Source organism: Cohnella algarum (assembly GCF_016937515.1).
In the GTDB taxonomy this organism is placed as follows: Bacteria; Bacillota; Bacilli; order Paenibacillales; family Paenibacillaceae; genus Cohnella; species Cohnella algarum.
This window is the reverse complement of record NZ_JAFHKM010000002.1, coordinates 1,736,759-1,752,296: the sequence shown is the minus strand read 5'-3', so window position 1 is coordinate 1,752,296 and position 15,538 is coordinate 1,736,759. Positions and strand designations below refer to the sequence as shown.

At 57.3% G+C, this 15,538-nt stretch carries 18 protein-coding genes, 1 pseudogene and 1 riboswitch; of the genes and pseudogenes, 2 read left to right on the top strand and 17 right to left on the bottom strand.

The window, feature by feature from the left end:
• Positions 1-160 precede the first annotated feature (160 nt).
• Together JW799_RS07910 and pth are read right to left on the bottom strand one after the other, a co-directional pair.
• Positions 161-391 (bottom strand): anti-sigma-F factor Fin family protein, encoded by a 231-nt coding sequence (locus tag JW799_RS07910; RefSeq protein ID WP_080831651.1) that lies wholly within the window; start codon positions 389-391, stop codon positions 161-163.
• A gap of 71 nt (positions 392-462) precedes the next feature.
• Positions 463-1,035, bottom strand: a complete 573-nt coding sequence (gene pth, locus JW799_RS07905) for an aminoacyl-tRNA hydrolase (protein ID WP_205429337.1) — start codon at positions 1,033-1,035, stop codon at positions 463-465.
• Between the two features lie 167 nt (positions 1,036-1,202).
• Between pth and JW799_RS07900 the strand changes: the two genes are divergently transcribed.
• Entirely contained in the window at positions 1,203-1,403 is a 201-nt protein-coding gene (locus JW799_RS07900; protein ID WP_080831653.1) for a hypothetical protein, read from the top strand.
• Between the two features lie 153 nt (positions 1,404-1,556).
• On the opposite strand, the gene JW799_RS07895 is transcribed toward JW799_RS07900, so the two are convergent.
• From JW799_RS07895 to JW799_RS07825, 15 genes and pseudogenes are all read right to left on the bottom strand, one after another.
• Positions 1,557-2,198 (bottom strand): 50S ribosomal protein L25, encoded by a 642-nt coding sequence (locus JW799_RS07895; RefSeq protein WP_205429336.1) that lies wholly within the window; start codon positions 2,196-2,198, stop codon positions 1,557-1,559.
• Positions 2,199-2,250: 52 nt separating this feature from the next.
• Positions 2,251-3,207 (bottom strand): ribose-phosphate diphosphokinase, encoded by a 957-nt coding sequence (locus JW799_RS07890; RefSeq protein WP_080831655.1) that lies wholly within the window; start codon positions 3,205-3,207, stop codon positions 2,251-2,253.
• A 52-nt stretch (positions 3,208-3,259) separates the two neighbouring features.
• Positions 3,260-4,656, bottom strand: a pseudogene (gene glmU / locus JW799_RS07885) (bifunctional UDP-N-acetylglucosamine diphosphorylase/glucosamine-1-phosphate N-acetyltransferase GlmU).
• Positions 4,657-4,801: 145 nt separating this feature from the next.
• Positions 4,802-5,086 (bottom strand): septation regulator SpoVG, encoded by a 285-nt coding sequence (spoVG, locus tag JW799_RS07880; protein WP_080831657.1) that lies wholly within the window; start codon positions 5,084-5,086, stop codon positions 4,802-4,804.
• A gap of 109 nt (positions 5,087-5,195) precedes the next feature.
• Positions 5,196-5,594, bottom strand: coding sequence for a RidA family protein (locus JW799_RS07875; RefSeq protein ID WP_080831658.1), 399 nt, complete (start codon positions 5,592-5,594; stop codon positions 5,196-5,198).
• A 12-nt stretch (positions 5,595-5,606) separates the two neighbouring features.
• Positions 5,607-6,434 (bottom strand): pur operon repressor, encoded by an 828-nt coding sequence (gene purR, locus JW799_RS07870; protein ID WP_080831659.1) that lies wholly within the window; start codon positions 6,432-6,434, stop codon positions 5,607-5,609.
• 115 nt (positions 6,435-6,549) lie between these two features.
• Positions 6,550-7,413: a 4-(cytidine 5'-diphospho)-2-C-methyl-D-erythritol kinase gene (ispE, locus tag JW799_RS07865; RefSeq protein ID WP_080831660.1), complete on the bottom strand. Its 864-nt coding sequence runs from the start codon at positions 7,411-7,413 to the stop codon at positions 6,550-6,552.
• Between the two features lie 196 nt (positions 7,414-7,609).
• Positions 7,610-7,789 carry a small, acid-soluble spore protein, alpha/beta type gene (locus JW799_RS07860; protein ID WP_080831661.1) on the bottom strand — a complete coding sequence of 60 codons (180 nt, stop codon included), beginning with the start codon at positions 7,787-7,789 and terminating at the stop codon, positions 7,610-7,612.
• Positions 7,790-7,948: 159 nt separating this feature from the next.
• Entirely contained in the window at positions 7,949-8,224 is a 276-nt protein-coding gene (gene veg, locus JW799_RS07855; RefSeq protein ID WP_080831662.1) for a biofilm formation stimulator Veg, read from the bottom strand.
• Between the two features lie 69 nt (positions 8,225-8,293).
• Positions 8,294-9,178, bottom strand: coding sequence for a sporulation peptidase YabG (gene yabG, locus JW799_RS07850; RefSeq protein WP_205429335.1), 885 nt, complete (start codon positions 9,176-9,178; stop codon positions 8,294-8,296).
• Between the two features lie 94 nt (positions 9,179-9,272).
• Positions 9,273-10,172: a 16S rRNA (adenine(1518)-N(6)/adenine(1519)-N(6))-dimethyltransferase RsmA gene (gene rsmA / locus JW799_RS07845; RefSeq protein WP_080831664.1), complete on the bottom strand. Its 900-nt coding sequence runs from the start codon at positions 10,170-10,172 to the stop codon at positions 9,273-9,275.
• A 7-nt stretch (positions 10,173-10,179) separates the two neighbouring features.
• A complete protein-coding gene (gene rnmV / locus JW799_RS07840; protein WP_205429334.1) occupies positions 10,180-10,737 on the bottom strand; it encodes a ribonuclease M5 in 558 nt (185 codons plus the stop codon).
• 246 nt (positions 10,738-10,983) lie between these two features.
• Positions 10,984-11,970, bottom strand: coding sequence for a ubiquitin-like domain-containing protein (locus JW799_RS07835; protein WP_338026238.1), 987 nt, complete (start codon positions 11,968-11,970; stop codon positions 10,984-10,986).
• 437 nt (positions 11,971-12,407) lie between these two features.
• Positions 12,408-12,630, bottom strand: a riboswitch (cyclic di-AMP (ydaO/yuaA leader).
• A gap of 179 nt (positions 12,631-12,809) precedes the next feature.
• Positions 12,810-13,583, bottom strand: a complete 774-nt coding sequence (locus JW799_RS07830; protein ID WP_080831667.1) for a TatD family hydrolase — start codon at positions 13,581-13,583, stop codon at positions 12,810-12,812.
• A gap of 40 nt (positions 13,584-13,623) precedes the next feature.
• Positions 13,624-14,916: an HD domain-containing protein gene (locus tag JW799_RS07825; protein WP_205429333.1), complete on the bottom strand. Its 1,293-nt coding sequence runs from the start codon at positions 14,914-14,916 to the stop codon at positions 13,624-13,626.
• 321 nt (positions 14,917-15,237) lie between these two features.
• On the opposite strand from JW799_RS07825, the gene JW799_RS07820 reads away from it, so the two are divergent.
• Entirely contained in the window at positions 15,238-15,492 is a 255-nt protein-coding gene (locus tag JW799_RS07820; protein WP_080831669.1) for an AbrB/MazE/SpoVT family DNA-binding domain-containing protein, read from the top strand.
• The last annotated feature ends 46 nt before the right edge of the window (positions 15,493-15,538 follow it).

The following is a 15,538-nucleotide window of genomic DNA, read 5'->3' as shown; positions in this document are numbered from 1 at the left end:
TCCGCGAAGGATTGTAACGCAAGCAAAACGACTGCGCCCTCCACGCACCCGGGCGCACTCGTTCCAGGAGATCCAAGCGAGAAAAACGTTCCGTATCGTTAAAAAGAAGCCCCGGCTCATGCCAAGGCCTCCGTTTCGACGCCGCAACGCATTCATAGGCTCATTGAAGGGGATTGGACAGCAGAGAAAGTTCCGGATGCTGATCCAACGTCTCGCTGCAGTAATCGCAGATGACTTTTACCGTAACGTCCCCATTGGAATTATACGATATTATACGCTTTCGTTCATCGGGGGTCAAGAATTGCAGGCCCAGCTTGTACTCGGGGACAAGCCCGTTCTCGAAGCTTCCGAGCGGCATGCGGCAATGTCGGCAAACATAGTTTACTGCCATATGTATGCCTCCTAAAGAGTTGGTATGCGGCTTCCCGCGTTCCTCTTCAGTATGTCCCCGATTCGCCAAAATTAAGCGTTCTGGCGGGCATTGAATTTCGCCATCGTCTCTTCGAACGGGTGAGCGAGCGAATACTCGATGGCGTCGGAAGCTTCCTCGACCATTTTCCGCACGTCCGGCTGCTCCGCTTTCGCAAACGGCGACAGCACGTAGTCCACGATCCGAAATCCCGGCTGAGGGCGCGAAATGCCCATGCGGACGCGGTTGAACGTCTGCGTGCCCGTATGCTGAATGATGGATTTAATGCCGTTGTGGCCGCCGGCGCTTCCCTGATAGCGAAGCCGGATCCGCCCCGTCTCCGTATCGAGATCGTCGTAAACGATGATGGCGTCTTCCAGCCTAGCTTTGTAATAGTCCATAAAAGCGCGGACCGACTCTCCGGACAAGTTCATGTAGGTCATGGGCTTCAGGAGCGCGACCTTCGTTCCTCCGACGCGGGCTTCGCCGATCAACGCCTTGCACTTGCTCTGGCCGACGTTCGTCTGCCAGCGTCTCGCCAGCTCGTCGATGACCATGAATCCGGCATTGTGCCGGGTCGCTTCGTATTCCGAACCGGGATTTCCGAGTCCGACAATCCACTTCATTTTCGGGTGCCCCTCCAGCTTCATAGAGTCCGTTTCGGCGCCGTACGCCTTTTTGCGGGGGAATGCAACGAAATCCGCCGCTTGCGTGTCCTAAATAATGACAGCAAAATCAGATAACCGCTAAATGCAACAGCTTGATAAAACCATTGGAGAAAGAAGGCGAATTCATGTACATGAACGGCCAGATGATCTTCGACGACAATCATTTCTACGATCACATGTCCGCGGAAGTTCCGATTCAAGTTTATCGCGGGCGGCTGCACAGCGACATCGGACTTATCGAATATTATGGCAGAGACTTCGTGAAGATCAACAACATTTTTTACAGCCGCAAACAATTCACTTTCGTTTCCCGTCCCGGCTATTGAAGAACGGACGGCGGAAGAAGGTTCGGCACTGCGCCCGCCGTCTTCGCAGCAGACGGGCGGGCGCGGCGCTTTTATCCCGATCGCGAAAAAAGAGCGCGGAGCTGTGAGCCGTCCGCGCTCTTTCGGTTGCCTGATTCGATTCGCTTGCGCCGTTCAATCGACGTCCGCCGTATTCGCGGCTTTGCTGTGCTGCGCGTTCTCCTCGGCTGCGTCGTCCATCGCCTCGACCTCGTCTTCGGAAAGGTTTTTCTGCGGGGCGAGGACGGAGACGACGACGATATCCGCTTCCGACGCCGCCGTCACGCCGGCCGGCAGAGGAATCTGGCCTACGGTCAAGTGATCGCCAAGCTGGAGCGAGCTTACGTCCACCGTCAGCCGGTCGGGCAAATCTTTGGCTACGCACGACACCTCGAGCTCGTGCATGACGATTTGCAGCATGCCGCCTTCCTTTTCGCCGGGACTTTCGCCGGTAAAATCAAGCCGAACGGGCGTTTGAATCTTCTCGTTCAGATTGATTTGATGAAAATCGACATGAAGCACTTCCCCGTTCAAGGCGTCCCGCTGAATTTCGTTCAACAGCGCGGAGCGGCTGCCGAGTCCCGCCACGTCCAGCTCCACGATGCTGTGCGCTTCGCTCCGCAAAAACGAGGCCAGCTCCCTCGCCTCCAGCGCGATTGCCGCGGCCTCCATCTGCTTGCCGTAAATGACGGCCGGAATTTTTCCGCCGCGCCGAAGCTGGCGAAGCTCGCCTTTCGTTTTCCCGGCGCGCGGTTCGGCATGTAATGTCGTACTCATACGGGCATCCCTCCTGCGAGTATACCCTATTCGTACCCATTACGGCCGATCATTAAACATGAGGTTCGAACAGTTTGCTGATCGACTGCTGCTCGTGAATGCGGATAATCGCTTCGCCGATCAGCGGCGCGACCGACAGCACCCGAACCTTGGTCGAGGCGGACGGAGACCGCAGCGGAATCGTGTCGGTCACGACGACCTCGGTAATCGGCGCATCCTCGAGACGCGCCAGCGCCTGTCCGGACAATACCGGGTGCGTGCAGCAGGCGTAAATTTCCCTGGCTCCCGCTTTTTTCAGCGCTTCCGACGCGAGGCAGATCGTTCCGGCCGTATCGATGATATCGTCGATCAAAATTGCGGTCCGCCCCGCGACGTCGCCGATAATGTTCATCACTTCCACGACGTTCGGCTCCGGACGGCGCTTGTCGATGATCGCCAGCGGAGATTGCAGCTCGTCGGCCAAACGCCGCGCCCGCACGACGCCGCCGTGGTCCGGGGAAACGACGACGGGAGCGAGCAGTCCCTTCGACTTGAAGTAGTCGCCCAAAATCGGGACGCCGAGCAGATGGTCGACCGGAATGTCGAAAAAGCCCTGGATTTGCATCGCGTGCAAATCCATGGCGATAACGCGGTGCGCTCCGGCCGTTTCGATCAAATTGGCGACGAGCTTCGCCGTGATCGGATCGCGCGACTTGGCTTTGCGGTCCTGGCGGGCATACCCGTAGTAAGGAATGACGACGTTGATCGTTTTGGCGGAGGCGCGCTTGAGCGCGTCGACCATGACGAGCAATTCCATCAAGTGCTCGTTAACCGGCTGCGAGGTCGATTGCACGACGTAGACGTCGCTGCCGCGAACGCTCTCGTTCAGCCGGATGTGGATTTCGCCGTCGCTGAACCGGCGCATGTCCGCGTCTCCGAGCGGTACGCCGATATGCCGTGCCACCGCTTCGGACAGTTTGGTGTTGGAGCTGCAAGCAAACAGTTTTAAAGTGGCGTCCGGATAAGACATGAAGCCAAGCCACCCGCTTTCCGATGTAGTCAAATGCGCATTGCGTATTGGGTTATTTGGACTCCCGCTCTTTTTTCGAACGGGCTTTGCTGCGGAGCTTCTCGGCATACCCGGCTTTGTTGACCTGGCGCTCCCGCGCGATCGCGACATCGCCTGCTCCCACGTCGTGGGTGATCGTCGATCCGGCGACGACGTACGCGCCTTCGCCTACCTTTACCGGGGCGATCAGGTTTGCGTTGGTGCCGATAAAGGCGTTGTCGCCGATGACGGTCTTCGATTTATTGTATCCATCGTAATTGGCGGTTATCGCGCCGCAGCCGATGTTGACGCCCGCGCCGACTTCGGCGTCGCCCACATAGCTGAGATGGGGAATTTTGCTGCCTTGGCCGACGACGCTGTTTTTCACTTCGACGAAATCGCCGATTTTGACCTCGTCATGGAGACGGGTTCCCGGACGCAAGTAAGCGAACGGCCCGACCGAACATTCGTTCCCGAGCAGCGCTTGGTCGGCAACCGACTGGCGGATCGCCGAACCGTCGCCGACGCGGGTGTCGGTCAGGTCCGCATGAGGACCGATCGCGCAATCGGAGCCGATCGCCGTCGATCCGCGCAGCATCGTGCCCGGGTATAGCACCGTATCCGGCCCGATCGTCACGTCGGATTCGATATACGTGCTCGCCGGATCGATAATCGTGACTCCGTTAAGCTGATGCTTCAGCGCAATTCTTTGGCGCATCAGCCGCTCGGCTTCGCCGAGAGCGACGCGGTCGTTCACCCCGATCGCTTCGGCCGGATCGTCCGTCATATAAGCGGCGATGCGGTCGCCCTGCTGCTTGAGGATCCCGAATACGTCGGTCAAATAATATTCGCCCTGCGCGTTTTCGTTCGTGACCCGCTCCAGCGCCGCGAACATTTTCCGGTTGTCGAAGCAATACGTGCCGGTATTGATTTCGCGGATTTGCGCTTCCTCGGGGAACAGTCCTTCTGCTCGACAATGCGCAGGACGCCGCCGTCCGGTCCGCGTACGATGCGGCCGTACCCGGTCGGGTCGGCCATTTCCGCCGTCATGACCGTCGCCGCCGCGCCTTCGCGTTCGTGAAGCGAAATGAGCGCCTCGATCGTCGCGGCCGTCACGAGCGGGGTGTCGCCGCAGACGACGACCGTTACGCCGTCGGCATCGGCCAACAGCGAACGGGTCTGCATGACGGCGTGCCCCGTGCCGAGCTGCTCGGCCTGCAGGGCGTACTCGACCGAGTCGCCGAGCCGGGCCCGCACCGTCTCGGCGCCGTGCCCGACGACGACGACGGCGCGTTCGCAATTCGCCTGCCCTACCGCATCCAGCACATGCCGAACCATCGGTTTTCCGCACACGGGATGCAAAACTTTATATAATTTCGATTTCATTCGTTTGCCTTGTCCGGCGGCCAAAACGATCGCCATTCTTGCCATGAAAAGGTCTTCCTCCTTCCGCTCGCACAACAACAATCCCTAAAGAATCATAGCTTATTCCGAGGCAAATGAAAAGAGAGCCCGATTAAGGCTCTCTCATAAAAAATAATTTCCTTTTTTTCGAGGGGGCTTTCGCAAGCCGCAATTACGCACCTTCGACCAGGACTTCTTCTTCTTGGGCCGCACGCTCATATTCCGCCAGGACAGCGGATTGGATTTTCTCGCGGGTACCCGAGGAAATAGGGTGAGCGATGTCCCGGAACTCTCCGTCCGGCGTCCGTTTGCTCGGCATGGCTACGAACATGCCATTGTTTCCGTCGATCACGCGGATGTCATGAACGACAAACTCATTGTCTATCGTAATTGAAGCAATGGCTTTCATACGTCCTTCGGAATTGACACGACGCAGTCTCACATCTGTAATTTGCACTTGTGTTCACCACCTTTGCCCCATCGGAAGACTTGGTGTAATATTCCACATTATTGCGCAAATTCCTGCTGAATGTTAGCCAAATGAGATGAAAAATTAAAAAATTTTTTTAAATTATTCCATTTTCGACAAAAATCTCCGCTATGCATTCGATTTCGACAAAAACATCCTTCGGCAATCGGGCCACTTCCACCGTCGAACGCGCCGGAGTATGGCTGCCGAAATAGCTCGCATACACTTCGTTAAAAGCGGCGAACGTATTCATATCCTTCAAAAACACGGTCGTTTTGACGACGTTCGAGAGGCTGGCGCCTTCGGCGGCCAGCACGGCCTGGAGATTGCGCAGCACCTGGTGCGTCTGCTCGACGATTCCGCCTTCCACGAGCTCGCCCGCGGGCGTGAGCGGAATTTGGCCGGACGTAAACAGCAAATTGCCCAGCTTCACCGCTTGGGCGTACGGCCCGATCGCGGCTGGCGCCTCGGTTGTGGATACGATTTTGAGAGACATGGAAGTTCCTCCTTAGCTTTGAAAAAAATTGCCCGGACGAACGACGATTTGGCGCGTCTTCAAATCGACTTCGCGCAAGCTTGCAAGCGATACGTAATCGTGCAGCAGCCGTTCCTCGTTGTCGATTTCGCCGGATTCGACGAACACCCCTACGCCGGCAACCGTCGCCCGGAATTCGTGGAGCAGATCGACCATCCCCTGGATCGTGCCGCCGGCTTTCATGAAGTCGTCGATGATCAGCACGCGGGACTGCTCCTTGAGCGCTCTCCGGGTGAGCGACATCGTCTGGATGCGCTTGTTGGAACCGGATACGTAATTGATGCTGACGACGGAGCCTTCGGTTACTTTGTGATCCCGGCGGACGATGACGACCGGAATGTTCAGGTAGACGCTCGCCGCGAAGGCAAGCGGGATTCCTTTCGTTTCGACGGTCATGATCACGTCCGCATCCCGGTCGGCGAACGCCGTCGCGAACATGCGCCCGATCTCCTGCAGCAAAGCCGGTTGTCCGAGCAGGTCGGTCATATACAGATAACCGCCGGGCAAAAGCCGGTCCGGCTGCTCCAGCTGCCTGCAGACGGCCGTTATTTTTTGAAGCGCTTGCTCTTTTCCGCTTTTCGGCACGTAGCGCACGCCCCCTGCCGCTCCCGCCAGCGTATGCAAATCTCCAATCCCTTCTTCTTCGAAGACCTCTTTTATAATCGCCAAATCTTCGCTGATGGAAGACTTGGCCGACTGGTAGCGATCGGCGAACGCTGTTAGCGATATTAACGTATGGGGACGGGCCAGCAGGTACTGAGTCATTTCCACGAGGCGCGCGCTGCGCTTCAACTTTTTCAAAAGTCTCACTCCCGGTCCAAACCCGAATATTTTATCGACATCATATCATTTTTATCCGGTTTTGGGCAAGGAGGATCGAAAAGGGATGACAATTTTGTTTACATAAAACGTCAATTCAACCCGTCAGCATGCGCACGACGTACACTTCCTTGCAAAAGCCTCGCAACCCGTTGTACAGCCGCGCCACCTTCGATTCTTTGGAAACGAGCCCGAACACCGTCGGGCCGCTCCCCGACATCAGCACGCCGTCCGCGCCGAGCTTTTCCATGACGTTCTTGATCTGCCGCACCTCCGGGTACCGATCCAGCGTGACCGTTTCCAGCACGTTGCCGAGGCGGGCGCACACGTCCGCGAACGACTGCCGCGAAATGGCGTCCAGCATGTCCGGAATCGACGGATGCGTCTTCAGCTCGTTCGCCCGCAGCTTCCCGTAAACGTCGGCGGTCGAGACGTTGATCGGGGGCTTGGCCAGCACGACCCAGCACTGAGGCGGGTTCGGAATCGTCTCCAGCTTCTCGCCGCGCCCCCGGGCGATCGCCGTGCCGCCCCGGATGCAAAAGGGAACGTCCGAGCCCAGCTCGGCGCCGAGCTGCTCGAGTTCGCCGGCCGACAGGCCCAGCTCCCATAGCCGGTTCAGGCCCCGCAGCGCCGCTGCCGCATCGCTGCTGCCGCCGGCCAGGCCGGCCGCTACGGGAATATGCTTGTCCAGGTGTATGTACACGCCGCGTCTTACGCCGCAGCGTTCCTTGATCAGCCTGGCGGCCTGGAACGCCAAATTTTTCTCGTCGAGCGGAATGAATCCGGCTTGGCTCGTAAGCACGATCTGGTCGCGCGGCAGCTCGGACAGTTCCAGACGGTCGGCCAAATCCACCATCGTCATGATCATCTCGACTTCGTGGTAGCCGTCTTCCCGCTTCCGCAGCACGTCGAGGAGCAAATTGATTTTGGCCGGGGCCTTTTCGTACACTTTATTTGTCATGTTCATCACCTGTCGGCTAAGTAAAACCGGTTCGTTAAAGCGGTCGAAAGCTTTACATATTATAACAAACCCCCGGCGGAATTGCGATTTAGGTTAAAAAAGGCGCGGCAGCGGCCTTGAGAGCGATTGCAAAGAAAAGGCCGAGGCAGGGCGGCGGCAGCGCCTTCCCGTCGGCGTCCTTGCCCTGCCTCCCGCTTCATTGCGGTTTTTTGGCTGCGGCCTGTTCGGCGATCTGAATCGCGCGCTTGACCATGTTCCCGGCATCCTTGGCGCGAATGCCGCCCCAGCCCTCACGCTCGACCGTGCCGTAAAAACCGAGGTCCTTGGCCAGCTCGGCCTTGAACTGCTCGGACATCGTGCTCCTTCTGCGGCCCATCGGAACGCCTCCTTTTTCAGAAGCAAGTGGCGACAAACCTGTGCGCCCGGACTTAGGATGCCCCGTTGCGGCGAATCGATATCACCCTCGGGCTTTCGAACACGCAAAACGGACAACCTGGGCGCTTGGCGCCCGGTTGCCCGTGTGTGTAAAACCGTGTCAATGCGACATGAAGTTGATTCGAACTTGGCCGTCATCGTTGCAAACCATCACTTCCACGGATTCGGTCAAAATATCGGCGTAGCTGTACGAAACCCGCTTGAAAGCGTTCTGTTCCTGGTCCAGCTTGACAATAAAAACGGACGGGTAGATCTCTTCCAACACGCCGGTTCGTTCGACGGTTTTGCGGCGTCCACCATTGGCGCGGAGCATGATTTTGGAGCCGACATGGGGTTCCAAACTCCGCTTGATCTCCATAAGCGTGTTTTTAGCCATGATCCACTACCACCTCTTTCCCTGTAAATTATAACTAAAGGGAGGTGGTTTGTCAAATCGAAAAAAATATTATATCAGCGTTTCCGTTTTTTTGTCAACAATGTTTTTTGGATTTGGCAGCCCAATCCGATATTTCCCCATCGTTTCGACGCCTCCGACGCCCTGAATGCCGCTGATTGTGTGGGCGATGACGTCGGCGATGTTGATCGTGTCGCGAAAAGGAGTGAACGCCGCCCGTACGGCTACGTACACGGGATCCAGCGCGTGAATCATGATGCGGCCCGGCGAGCTCGCGAAATTGGCCCCCGCCGTAAGGATGGCCTCGAAATGGGACTGGCACGCCCCCGCGATGACGACCAGGGAGTCCCGATGCTTTTCGTATTCTCTGGCCACCTGCACCGACCGGACGAAATTGAAGGAGTTTTTGTAGCTGCTGAGGCTCTGCGTATCGTTTTTCTGCTTGAGGACCCCGTCATGGCCGGTGACGACGACGATATCCGGCTTTACCCGGGGAAGAAGCTGCATGAGCACTTGCGGCATTTGCGACTCGTGGCAATGAGCGCCATTCGCGGGAATGCCGAGCTGTTCGTACACGGCCATGCTTTTCTTCAGGTAGTTCTGATCCCCGTCGAGATGGAGCACCTTTCCGGGCAGCTCGAAGTAAGGGTCGCGGCGCGGCGCGTAGCCGAGCGGCTGGGCCTGCCCGCCATGCGGCCGCAGCTGCGCCCTTTCTTCCTTCATCCGCCGAAGCGACTCGTTTGCCCGGATGCGTACCTGCCGGGTTCCGCCCAGCTCGTCCGGGTTCCGCACCGAGTGCAAATCCTCCACCTGCGAGTCCGCAAGCAAACGATAATCCGTGCCGCGCAAAATCGCCAAGCGGCCGGATAGCGCCGCAATTCGGAAAAGGATGTCACCGCCGTACGATTTGCGGACGACCAAATCCCCCTGCTTCATGGGCAAATCACCTCTTTCGTCTATCCTATGGAGGCGAATGCCACATGGTGCAGGGCAAATACCGATGCGTCGTCGGTTCGGCGTCCCGTTTACTTCACTTCACGATGCCCGCAGCGGCCAGGGCGCCCTCGAGACGGGCGAACTCCGCGAGCGACAGCGTTTCGCCCCTGCGTCCGGGATCGATGCCGGACGCCGTCAGAACGTCCGCGAGCTCGCCCTTGCGCTCCTTGCCGGCGAACGCCGCCAGGTTGTTGTGCAGCGTTTTGCGGCGCTGGGCGAACGCGGCATGGACGATGCGGAAAAACCGCGCCTCGTCCCGCACCTCCACGGCGGGCTCGCCGCGGCGCTTCAGCCGGATGACGGCCGAGTCGACGTTCGGCGCCGGGATGAAGGAGCCCGGCGGCACGGTGCAGACGTACTCCGGCTCGCAGTAGTACTGCACGGCGATGCTGAGCGAGCCGTAATCCTTGCCGCCCGGCGAGGCGGCCATGCGCTCCGCGACCTCCTTCTGCACCATCACGACGATCGCTTCGATCGGCAGCCGGTCCTCCAGCAGCTTCATGATGATCGGCGTCGTAACGTAATACGGCAGGTTCGCGACGACGCTGACGCGCTCGCAGCCGGCGAATCGCTCCTGCCATAACGAGCGCAGATCGGCCTTGAGCACGTCGGCGTGCAGCACGGTGACGTTGTCGTAGACCGACAGCACCTCGCGGAGAATCGGAATGAGCCGGTCGTCGATCTCCACGGCCGCCACCTGCCCCGCCTCCTGCGCGAGGCGCTCCGTCAGCGCGCCGATGCCGGGCCCGATTTCCAGCGCTCCGGCTTCCGGGCCGAGGTTGGCCGCCGCGACGATTTTATCGAGAATGTTTTTGTCGGTCAAAAAGTTTTGCCCCAGGCTTTTCTTGAACGTAAAGCCGTGCCTGCGAATAATGTCTTTCGTCCGGTTCGGGGTTGCGATGTCGGCTCCCCCGCGCGATCCGTTGTTGTTCATCTTCCGCCTACAGTCCTTCCCGCTCCAGCTGCGTTAACGCGTCCAAGAACTCTTCCCGCGAGATGCGGAACATGACGCAGCGCTTGTAAAATTGTTTCCCGTTGGCGTATCCGATGCCGAGCAGCTCCCCCATCCGCTGCCGGCGCCGCGCCGCCGAGGCGTGAACGATCAGTCCGGCGTCCATCAGATCGGACCAGGCGATGTCGGCCTCCCCCGAGGCCTCCGGCGCCGCCTCGCCGCTTCTCGCCTGCGCAAGCGCCCGGCGGATCGCCTCGTCGGACGCATGCTCCACGCCGATGCCGTCCTTGCCTCTCGCCTCCGCGCGCGTCAGAAACGCGTGCTTGCAGTCCGGCACCCGCTGGGCGACGATTTTCCGAATCCGCTCCCCCGGAGCGTCCGGATCGGTAAATACGATCACGCCGCGCCGCTTGTGCGCCAGCTCGATTCTCCGCAGCACGTCTTCGCCGATCGCCGAGCCGCCGGTTTCGATCGTATCGGCCTGCACCGCCCGCCGGATGGCGGCCGTGTCGTCCTTGCCTTCCACCACAATCATTTCCTGAATCATCGCTTGATCCTTCCGCTCCGTTCTTCGGGTTCGCCCAAAGGACGGGCAAAGTCCTACTCGTTATTATAACCTTGCCCATGCAAAAAAGAAGAGGCCCGAAAGCCCCTTCCCTGCAATTGCCGCTATCTATGTCAAATGTGCTCGTTCTTCGGCGTCTACGGTTGGCATCCCCGATTGACGCCGTCCGGCCGTCCGGACCGCGGCGGCGGATCCGGCACGACCGGGAATCGCCCTTGCGCCTCCGCTTTAGTCGGCGGAAGGCTTGACAGGGCCGATGACGTATACGGTGTATCCTTTTTTGGAGCCGAACTTCTTCGCATGGCTCTCGCTGTCGAAATACACGTCGATTTTTTTGCCGTTGATGGCGCTGCCGGTGTCTTCGGCTCGGCGGAAGCCGATGCCATCGATGTAGACCCACCAGCCGAGCGGAATGACGTCGGGATCGACCGCGATCGTGCGGCCCTCCGACACCTTCGTTCCGGATGCGGTAATGCCGTAGCCCTCGTCGCCTACGTCCTTGCCCGTAGATTCCGGGCCCGCCGTATAGGCGGTAAGCTTGACGTTCTTCAGCACCTGCTTCACTTTGACCGACTTTCCGTTAAGCTGAACCGTGCCGTTAGCCGAAGCGTCGTAGGACAACGTCGTGACTTCGGGCTCTTTTTTCTTCGTGCCGACCGCGACGATTTTCTGCACGGACGGCTGCGTGATCGTTTTGGATACCAGCTGGTCGCTGACCAGGCGACCGTCGACATAGACGCGCTCGGTTTTCGTCACGAGCGTGCCTTCCTTGCCGGTTTGGATCACTTTTTTGCTGCCCTCGGGCAGCGTGGGGTCCTGCTTTTCCACGATGGCGAACGTCACCGGATGCGACGTTTCCACGACCTCTTTATCCACTCTCAGCACCTGAATGGTCATGCCTTCGGTAACCGGCGCCGACTTGTCGGGCGTTACCCGGTCGTCCGCCGACAACGAGAGGTTCGAGGCGTGCAGAACTTCCTGAACGGAATCTGCGGTCGTATATTTGATCTCCTTCTTCCCGTCCGCCTGCAGGACGACTTTCGCGGCGCGATCGATCGCGATCGTGCTGCCCTCCTGCAGCTCGGCATCGAGCGGCTGGGATATTTGATCGTGCGGGCCGACGGTGATGTTGTGCTCCGAGAGCAGCGATCGCACATCGGACGATTTCGTTTTGATGACGGTTGTCGTCCCGCCGTCCACGACGGTTACGCTCATGGCGGACGCGCCGTGTAGCAGCAATAAGAACAAGATGGTCATAGCAAAAGAGAGAATTGCGCTGAGCAGGATCAAACGCAAATGCTCATGCTTCCATCGCGCTGCGAAAAGCTTGCCGGTCGGTCGTGGATCATGGGTGTTCCCGACAGGAACGGTTCCCATTTTCTCGTTCCTCCTTCATAGCCCCGCCGTCGACTGCCTAAGCATGACTTCGTCTGACGCGACTATCCTTTTGGTTAACGGCGCTGGGCTTCGCACGGAGCGGCTTTCGCACGAAAGCACCCGGCCGTCGTTCACCAGTAAACGGCACCAACCCGCCGCCCGAAAACATTCGCCTCTTCCTCCCGCAAAAAACGGACAACAAAAAAAGCCGACGGACAGAGGATCTGTTCGTGGCTCCGCTTGCGACGTCGAAAGGGAAATGGGCAGCACGAGGTGACCTCTCTCTCATACGCTTGCGAGGTTAGCTGTCGGGTTCGGGCCAAGAGAGCGGCCCTATCCGCCCGCAATCCGACGGACCGTCCGGCCTGGACGGATGCTTCGGTTGCCAGCAAAATTCACCCCAAGATTACTCGGCCGCGGAAATCGCGGTTCGCGTACGAACCGGTCCTCCGCGTCGGGTCCCCCGCTCTCCGTTCGGAGACTCAGCGCACTGGAAAAGGGATGCCATATTCAAACTCTTGGATTAGATGATAACCTCTCGGCGCCAAAGGTGTAAAGAAGGGTCAAAGCGCGAAATCCTCCATTTTTGAACGAAATAAAGCTGAATTTTTAGGTTTCATCGATCAAAAACCAGTTTTTTCGCATAACTAAATGATTTTTCTTCGATTGTTAGCGTTTTATCTTGGTAGACGAAAACAGGCGAGACCATTTTCGGTCGTTAAATTTGCAATTTCTTCCACGGATTTCCCTTTTATTTCCGCTGCTGCCTCCGCTACGAACCGCACGTAAGCGGACTCGTTTCGCTTCCCTCGGTAGGGGTGCGGAGTCAAATACGGGGCGTCCGTTTCGATCAAAAAACGGTCGTCCGGCACGTTCGCGAGCACCTCTTTGGGAACCCTTGCATTTTTGAACGTAACCGGTCCTCCGAACGAAATATAGAAGTTCATGTCGAGGCATTTTTTGGCCGTTTCCCAGCTTCCGGAAAAGCAGTGCATGATCCCTCCGACCTCGGAGGCGCCTTCCTCGCGAAGCAGCCGGACGACGTCCTCGTGGGCGTCCCGGTTATGGATGACGATCGGCTTGCGCAGGCGTTTGGCCAAACGGATTTGCTCCCGGAAAACGGCGTGCTGAACGTCCTTCGGAGACGTATCCCAATAATAGTCAAGCCCGATTTCGCCGATCGCCACCACCTTCGGATGGGCGCACAAGCGTTCGATCCAGGCCAAATCGTCCTCAAACTTCATGTCGATCGCGTCGGTCGGGTGCCAGCCGACGGCGGCGTAAATGAACGGATAGTTCTCCGCGAGCGCCATCGTCGTCGGGATCGTCTCCCGGTTGAAGCCGATATTGACGATCGTTTCGACGCCGGCTTCCCGCGCGCGGGCGATGACCTCCTCGCGATCGCTGTCAAACTTTGGCGAATCCAGGTGGGCGTGCGTGTCGAATAACATAGCGTATGGCGTCTCCTTTTGCTTTTGCAAGTTCTTTTTTTTACATTCCGAAAAGCTCGCGGATTTCCGGCTCCAATTCCGTTGCCTTCCTCCGAACCTCGTCTTCCGGATAATACAAATAGTAATTTCCCCGGTGCAAGCCCGTGATCGAACGGATGATGTCCGACTTGACCGAGATTTCCGTCAGCCGATCCTTGTTGTCGAGCAGCAAAATCGGCGGCTTTTCCGAGGCGTCCAGCGCCGCTCCGGGCTTGTACACGTCATAAGGCAGATCCACCGGCGTATCCATCTCGAGGTGATAACCGGGATGGAGGCCGATGCGGGCCCACTCCTTGCGAATGCGCTCGATCAACGCCTCGTCCAGCGCGTCCTGCGAAATATATTTATACAAGCGGCGATGAAGAAATCGCGAGCACAAGTCCGCCAGCAGCTCGTCCCGCTCGCCGATCCACTGTCCGAATGCCGCCTGAACCATCGATTCGTCCAAGCTCAAATACGATTCCACCGTCATCGTGCCTTCAAACAAATGCTTGAGCTGCGGGAGCATAAAACCGAACGCATACCCGCTCCGGTACAGCTCGTCCGCCCTGCGGAAAATTTGCCTCAGCACGATTTCCGAGCTGCGCGTAACGGGATGGAAGTATACCTGCCAATACATCTGATAACGCGACATCAAATAGTCCTCGACGGCATGCATCCCGCTTTCCTTGACGACGATACGCCCTTGATGAGGCCTCAGCACCCGCAAAATCCGGTCCAGGTCGAAGGTGCCGTAGTTGACGCCGGTAAAATACGCATCCCGGAGCAAGTAATCCATGCGGTCGGCATCCATCTGGCTGGAAACGAGGCTGATGACGATCGGCTTGTCGTAGTCTTTGCGAATGACGGCGGCAACCCGTTCGGGAAAATCGCGGCCGACCTCCTTCAAAATCCGGTTGATATTCGTGTCCCCGAGGATGATGTCGCATGTCCACCGCTCATGATCGTTGCCGAACACTTGTTCGACCGAATGGGAAAAGGGGCCGTGTCCGACATCATGCAACAAGGAAGCGCATAAACTTACCAAATTTTCCTCTTGCGGCCAATCCTGATATCGATTACGCTCAAATTGGCTGATAATTTTCCTCGTAATCTCATACACGCCGAGCGAGTGGGAGAACCGGCTGTGCTCGGCTCCATGGAACGTCAGGTAGGTCGTGCCCAACTGCCGTATTCGCCGCAGTCGTTGAAATTCGGGCGTGTTGATCAGCTTCCAGATCGTCTCGTTTTGCACATAAACCGAATGGTGAACCGGATCCTTGAACACTTTCTCCTCTTCCAGCCGACGGCTCATCGACAACACCTCCTTAAAATAATGAAAAAACGATCAGAAACCGAAACTTATGTCGAAGTTTGTCGTTTAATGGTAGTGGAATCAAGTTGACATTTTCATCAAATTCCGTTGTCATTATGGACGTTAAAAGCTTATAAATAAAGCATTCTTAAGTTAAAATTTTCCAATCCGCAAATTGATTGGTTGACTTAAATGGGAATGGTTGGTATGATTATAAGCGATAATTCGGGAAAATGTCGAATTATGACGAATTATAGGCTTGATTCCTTGAATAAAAGGTGGCCTTGATTTTATTTTAACCTGAAAAGAGGGAGTTTCCAAATGATGAAATCTACGGGAATTGTTCGTAAAGTCGATGAGCTCGGCCGTGTCGTCATTCCGATCGAACTGCGCCGTACGCTCGGCATCGGAGAGAAGGATGCGCTGGAAATTTACGTGGACGGAGAGCGCATCATGCTGAAGAAATACGAGCCGGCATGCATCTTCTGCGGCAACGCGGAAAACGTCATTTACTTCAAAGGAAAAATTGTTTGCCGAGATTGCTTGAAGGATTTGCCTACACCTGTGACAAATTAAAGAAAATACGTTATAATAGCATTGAAAGTCTGTTTTCTGTTAATTC

What these genes read in the sequence shown, in the direction of transcription:
- JW799_RS07910 (WP_080831651.1), bottom strand. Translation starts at nt 391, where the DNA reads ATGGCAGTAAACTATGTTTGCCGACATTGCCGCATGCCGCTCGGAAGC.
- pth (WP_205429337.1), bottom strand. Translation starts at nt 1,035, where the DNA reads ATGAAGTGGATTGTCGGACTCGGAAATCCCGGTTCGGAATACGAAGCG.
- JW799_RS07900 (WP_080831653.1), top strand. Translation starts at nt 1,203, where the DNA reads ATGTACATGAACGGCCAGATGATCTTCGACGACAATCATTTCTACGAT.
- JW799_RS07895 (WP_205429336.1), bottom strand. Translation starts at nt 2,198, where the DNA reads ATGAGTACGACATTACATGCCGAACCGCGCGCCGGGAAAACGAAAGGC.
- JW799_RS07890 (WP_080831655.1), bottom strand. Translation starts at nt 3,207, where the DNA reads ATGTCTTATCCGGACGCCACTTTAAAACTGTTTGCTTGCAGCTCCAAC.
- JW799_RS07875 (WP_080831658.1), bottom strand. Translation starts at nt 5,594, where the DNA reads ATGTCTCTCAAAATCGTATCCACAACCGAGGCGCCAGCCGCGATCGGG.
- ispE (WP_080831660.1), bottom strand. Translation starts at nt 7,413, where the DNA reads ATGACAAATAAAGTGTACGAAAAGGCCCCGGCCAAAATCAATTTGCTC.
- JW799_RS07860 (WP_080831661.1), bottom strand. Translation starts at nt 7,789, where the DNA reads ATGGGCCGCAGAAGGAGCACGATGTCCGAGCAGTTCAAGGCCGAGCTG.
- veg (WP_080831662.1), bottom strand. Translation starts at nt 8,224, where the DNA reads ATGGCTAAAAACACGCTTATGGAGATCAAGCGGAGTTTGGAACCCCAT.
- yabG (WP_205429335.1), bottom strand. Translation starts at nt 9,178, where the DNA reads ATGAAGCAGGGGGATTTGGTCGTCCGCAAATCGTACGGCGGTGACATC.
- rsmA (WP_080831664.1), bottom strand. Translation starts at nt 10,172, where the DNA reads ATGAACAACAACGGATCGCGCGGGGGAGCCGACATCGCAACCCCGAAC.
- rnmV (WP_205429334.1), bottom strand. Translation starts at nt 10,737, where the DNA reads ATGATTCAGGAAATGATTGTGGTGGAAGGCAAGGACGACACGGCCGCC.
- JW799_RS07835 (WP_338026238.1), bottom strand. Translation starts at nt 11,970, where the DNA reads ATGAGCGTAACCGTCGTGGACGGCGGGACGACAACCGTCATCAAAACG.
- JW799_RS07830 (WP_080831667.1), bottom strand. Translation starts at nt 13,583, where the DNA reads ATGTTATTCGACACGCACGCCCACCTGGATTCGCCAAAGTTTGACAGC.
- JW799_RS07825 (WP_205429333.1), bottom strand. Translation starts at nt 14,916, where the DNA reads ATGAGCCGTCGGCTGGAAGAGGAGAAAGTGTTCAAGGATCCGGTTCAC.
- JW799_RS07820 (WP_080831669.1), top strand. Translation starts at nt 15,238, where the DNA reads ATGATGAAATCTACGGGAATTGTTCGTAAAGTCGATGAGCTCGGCCGT.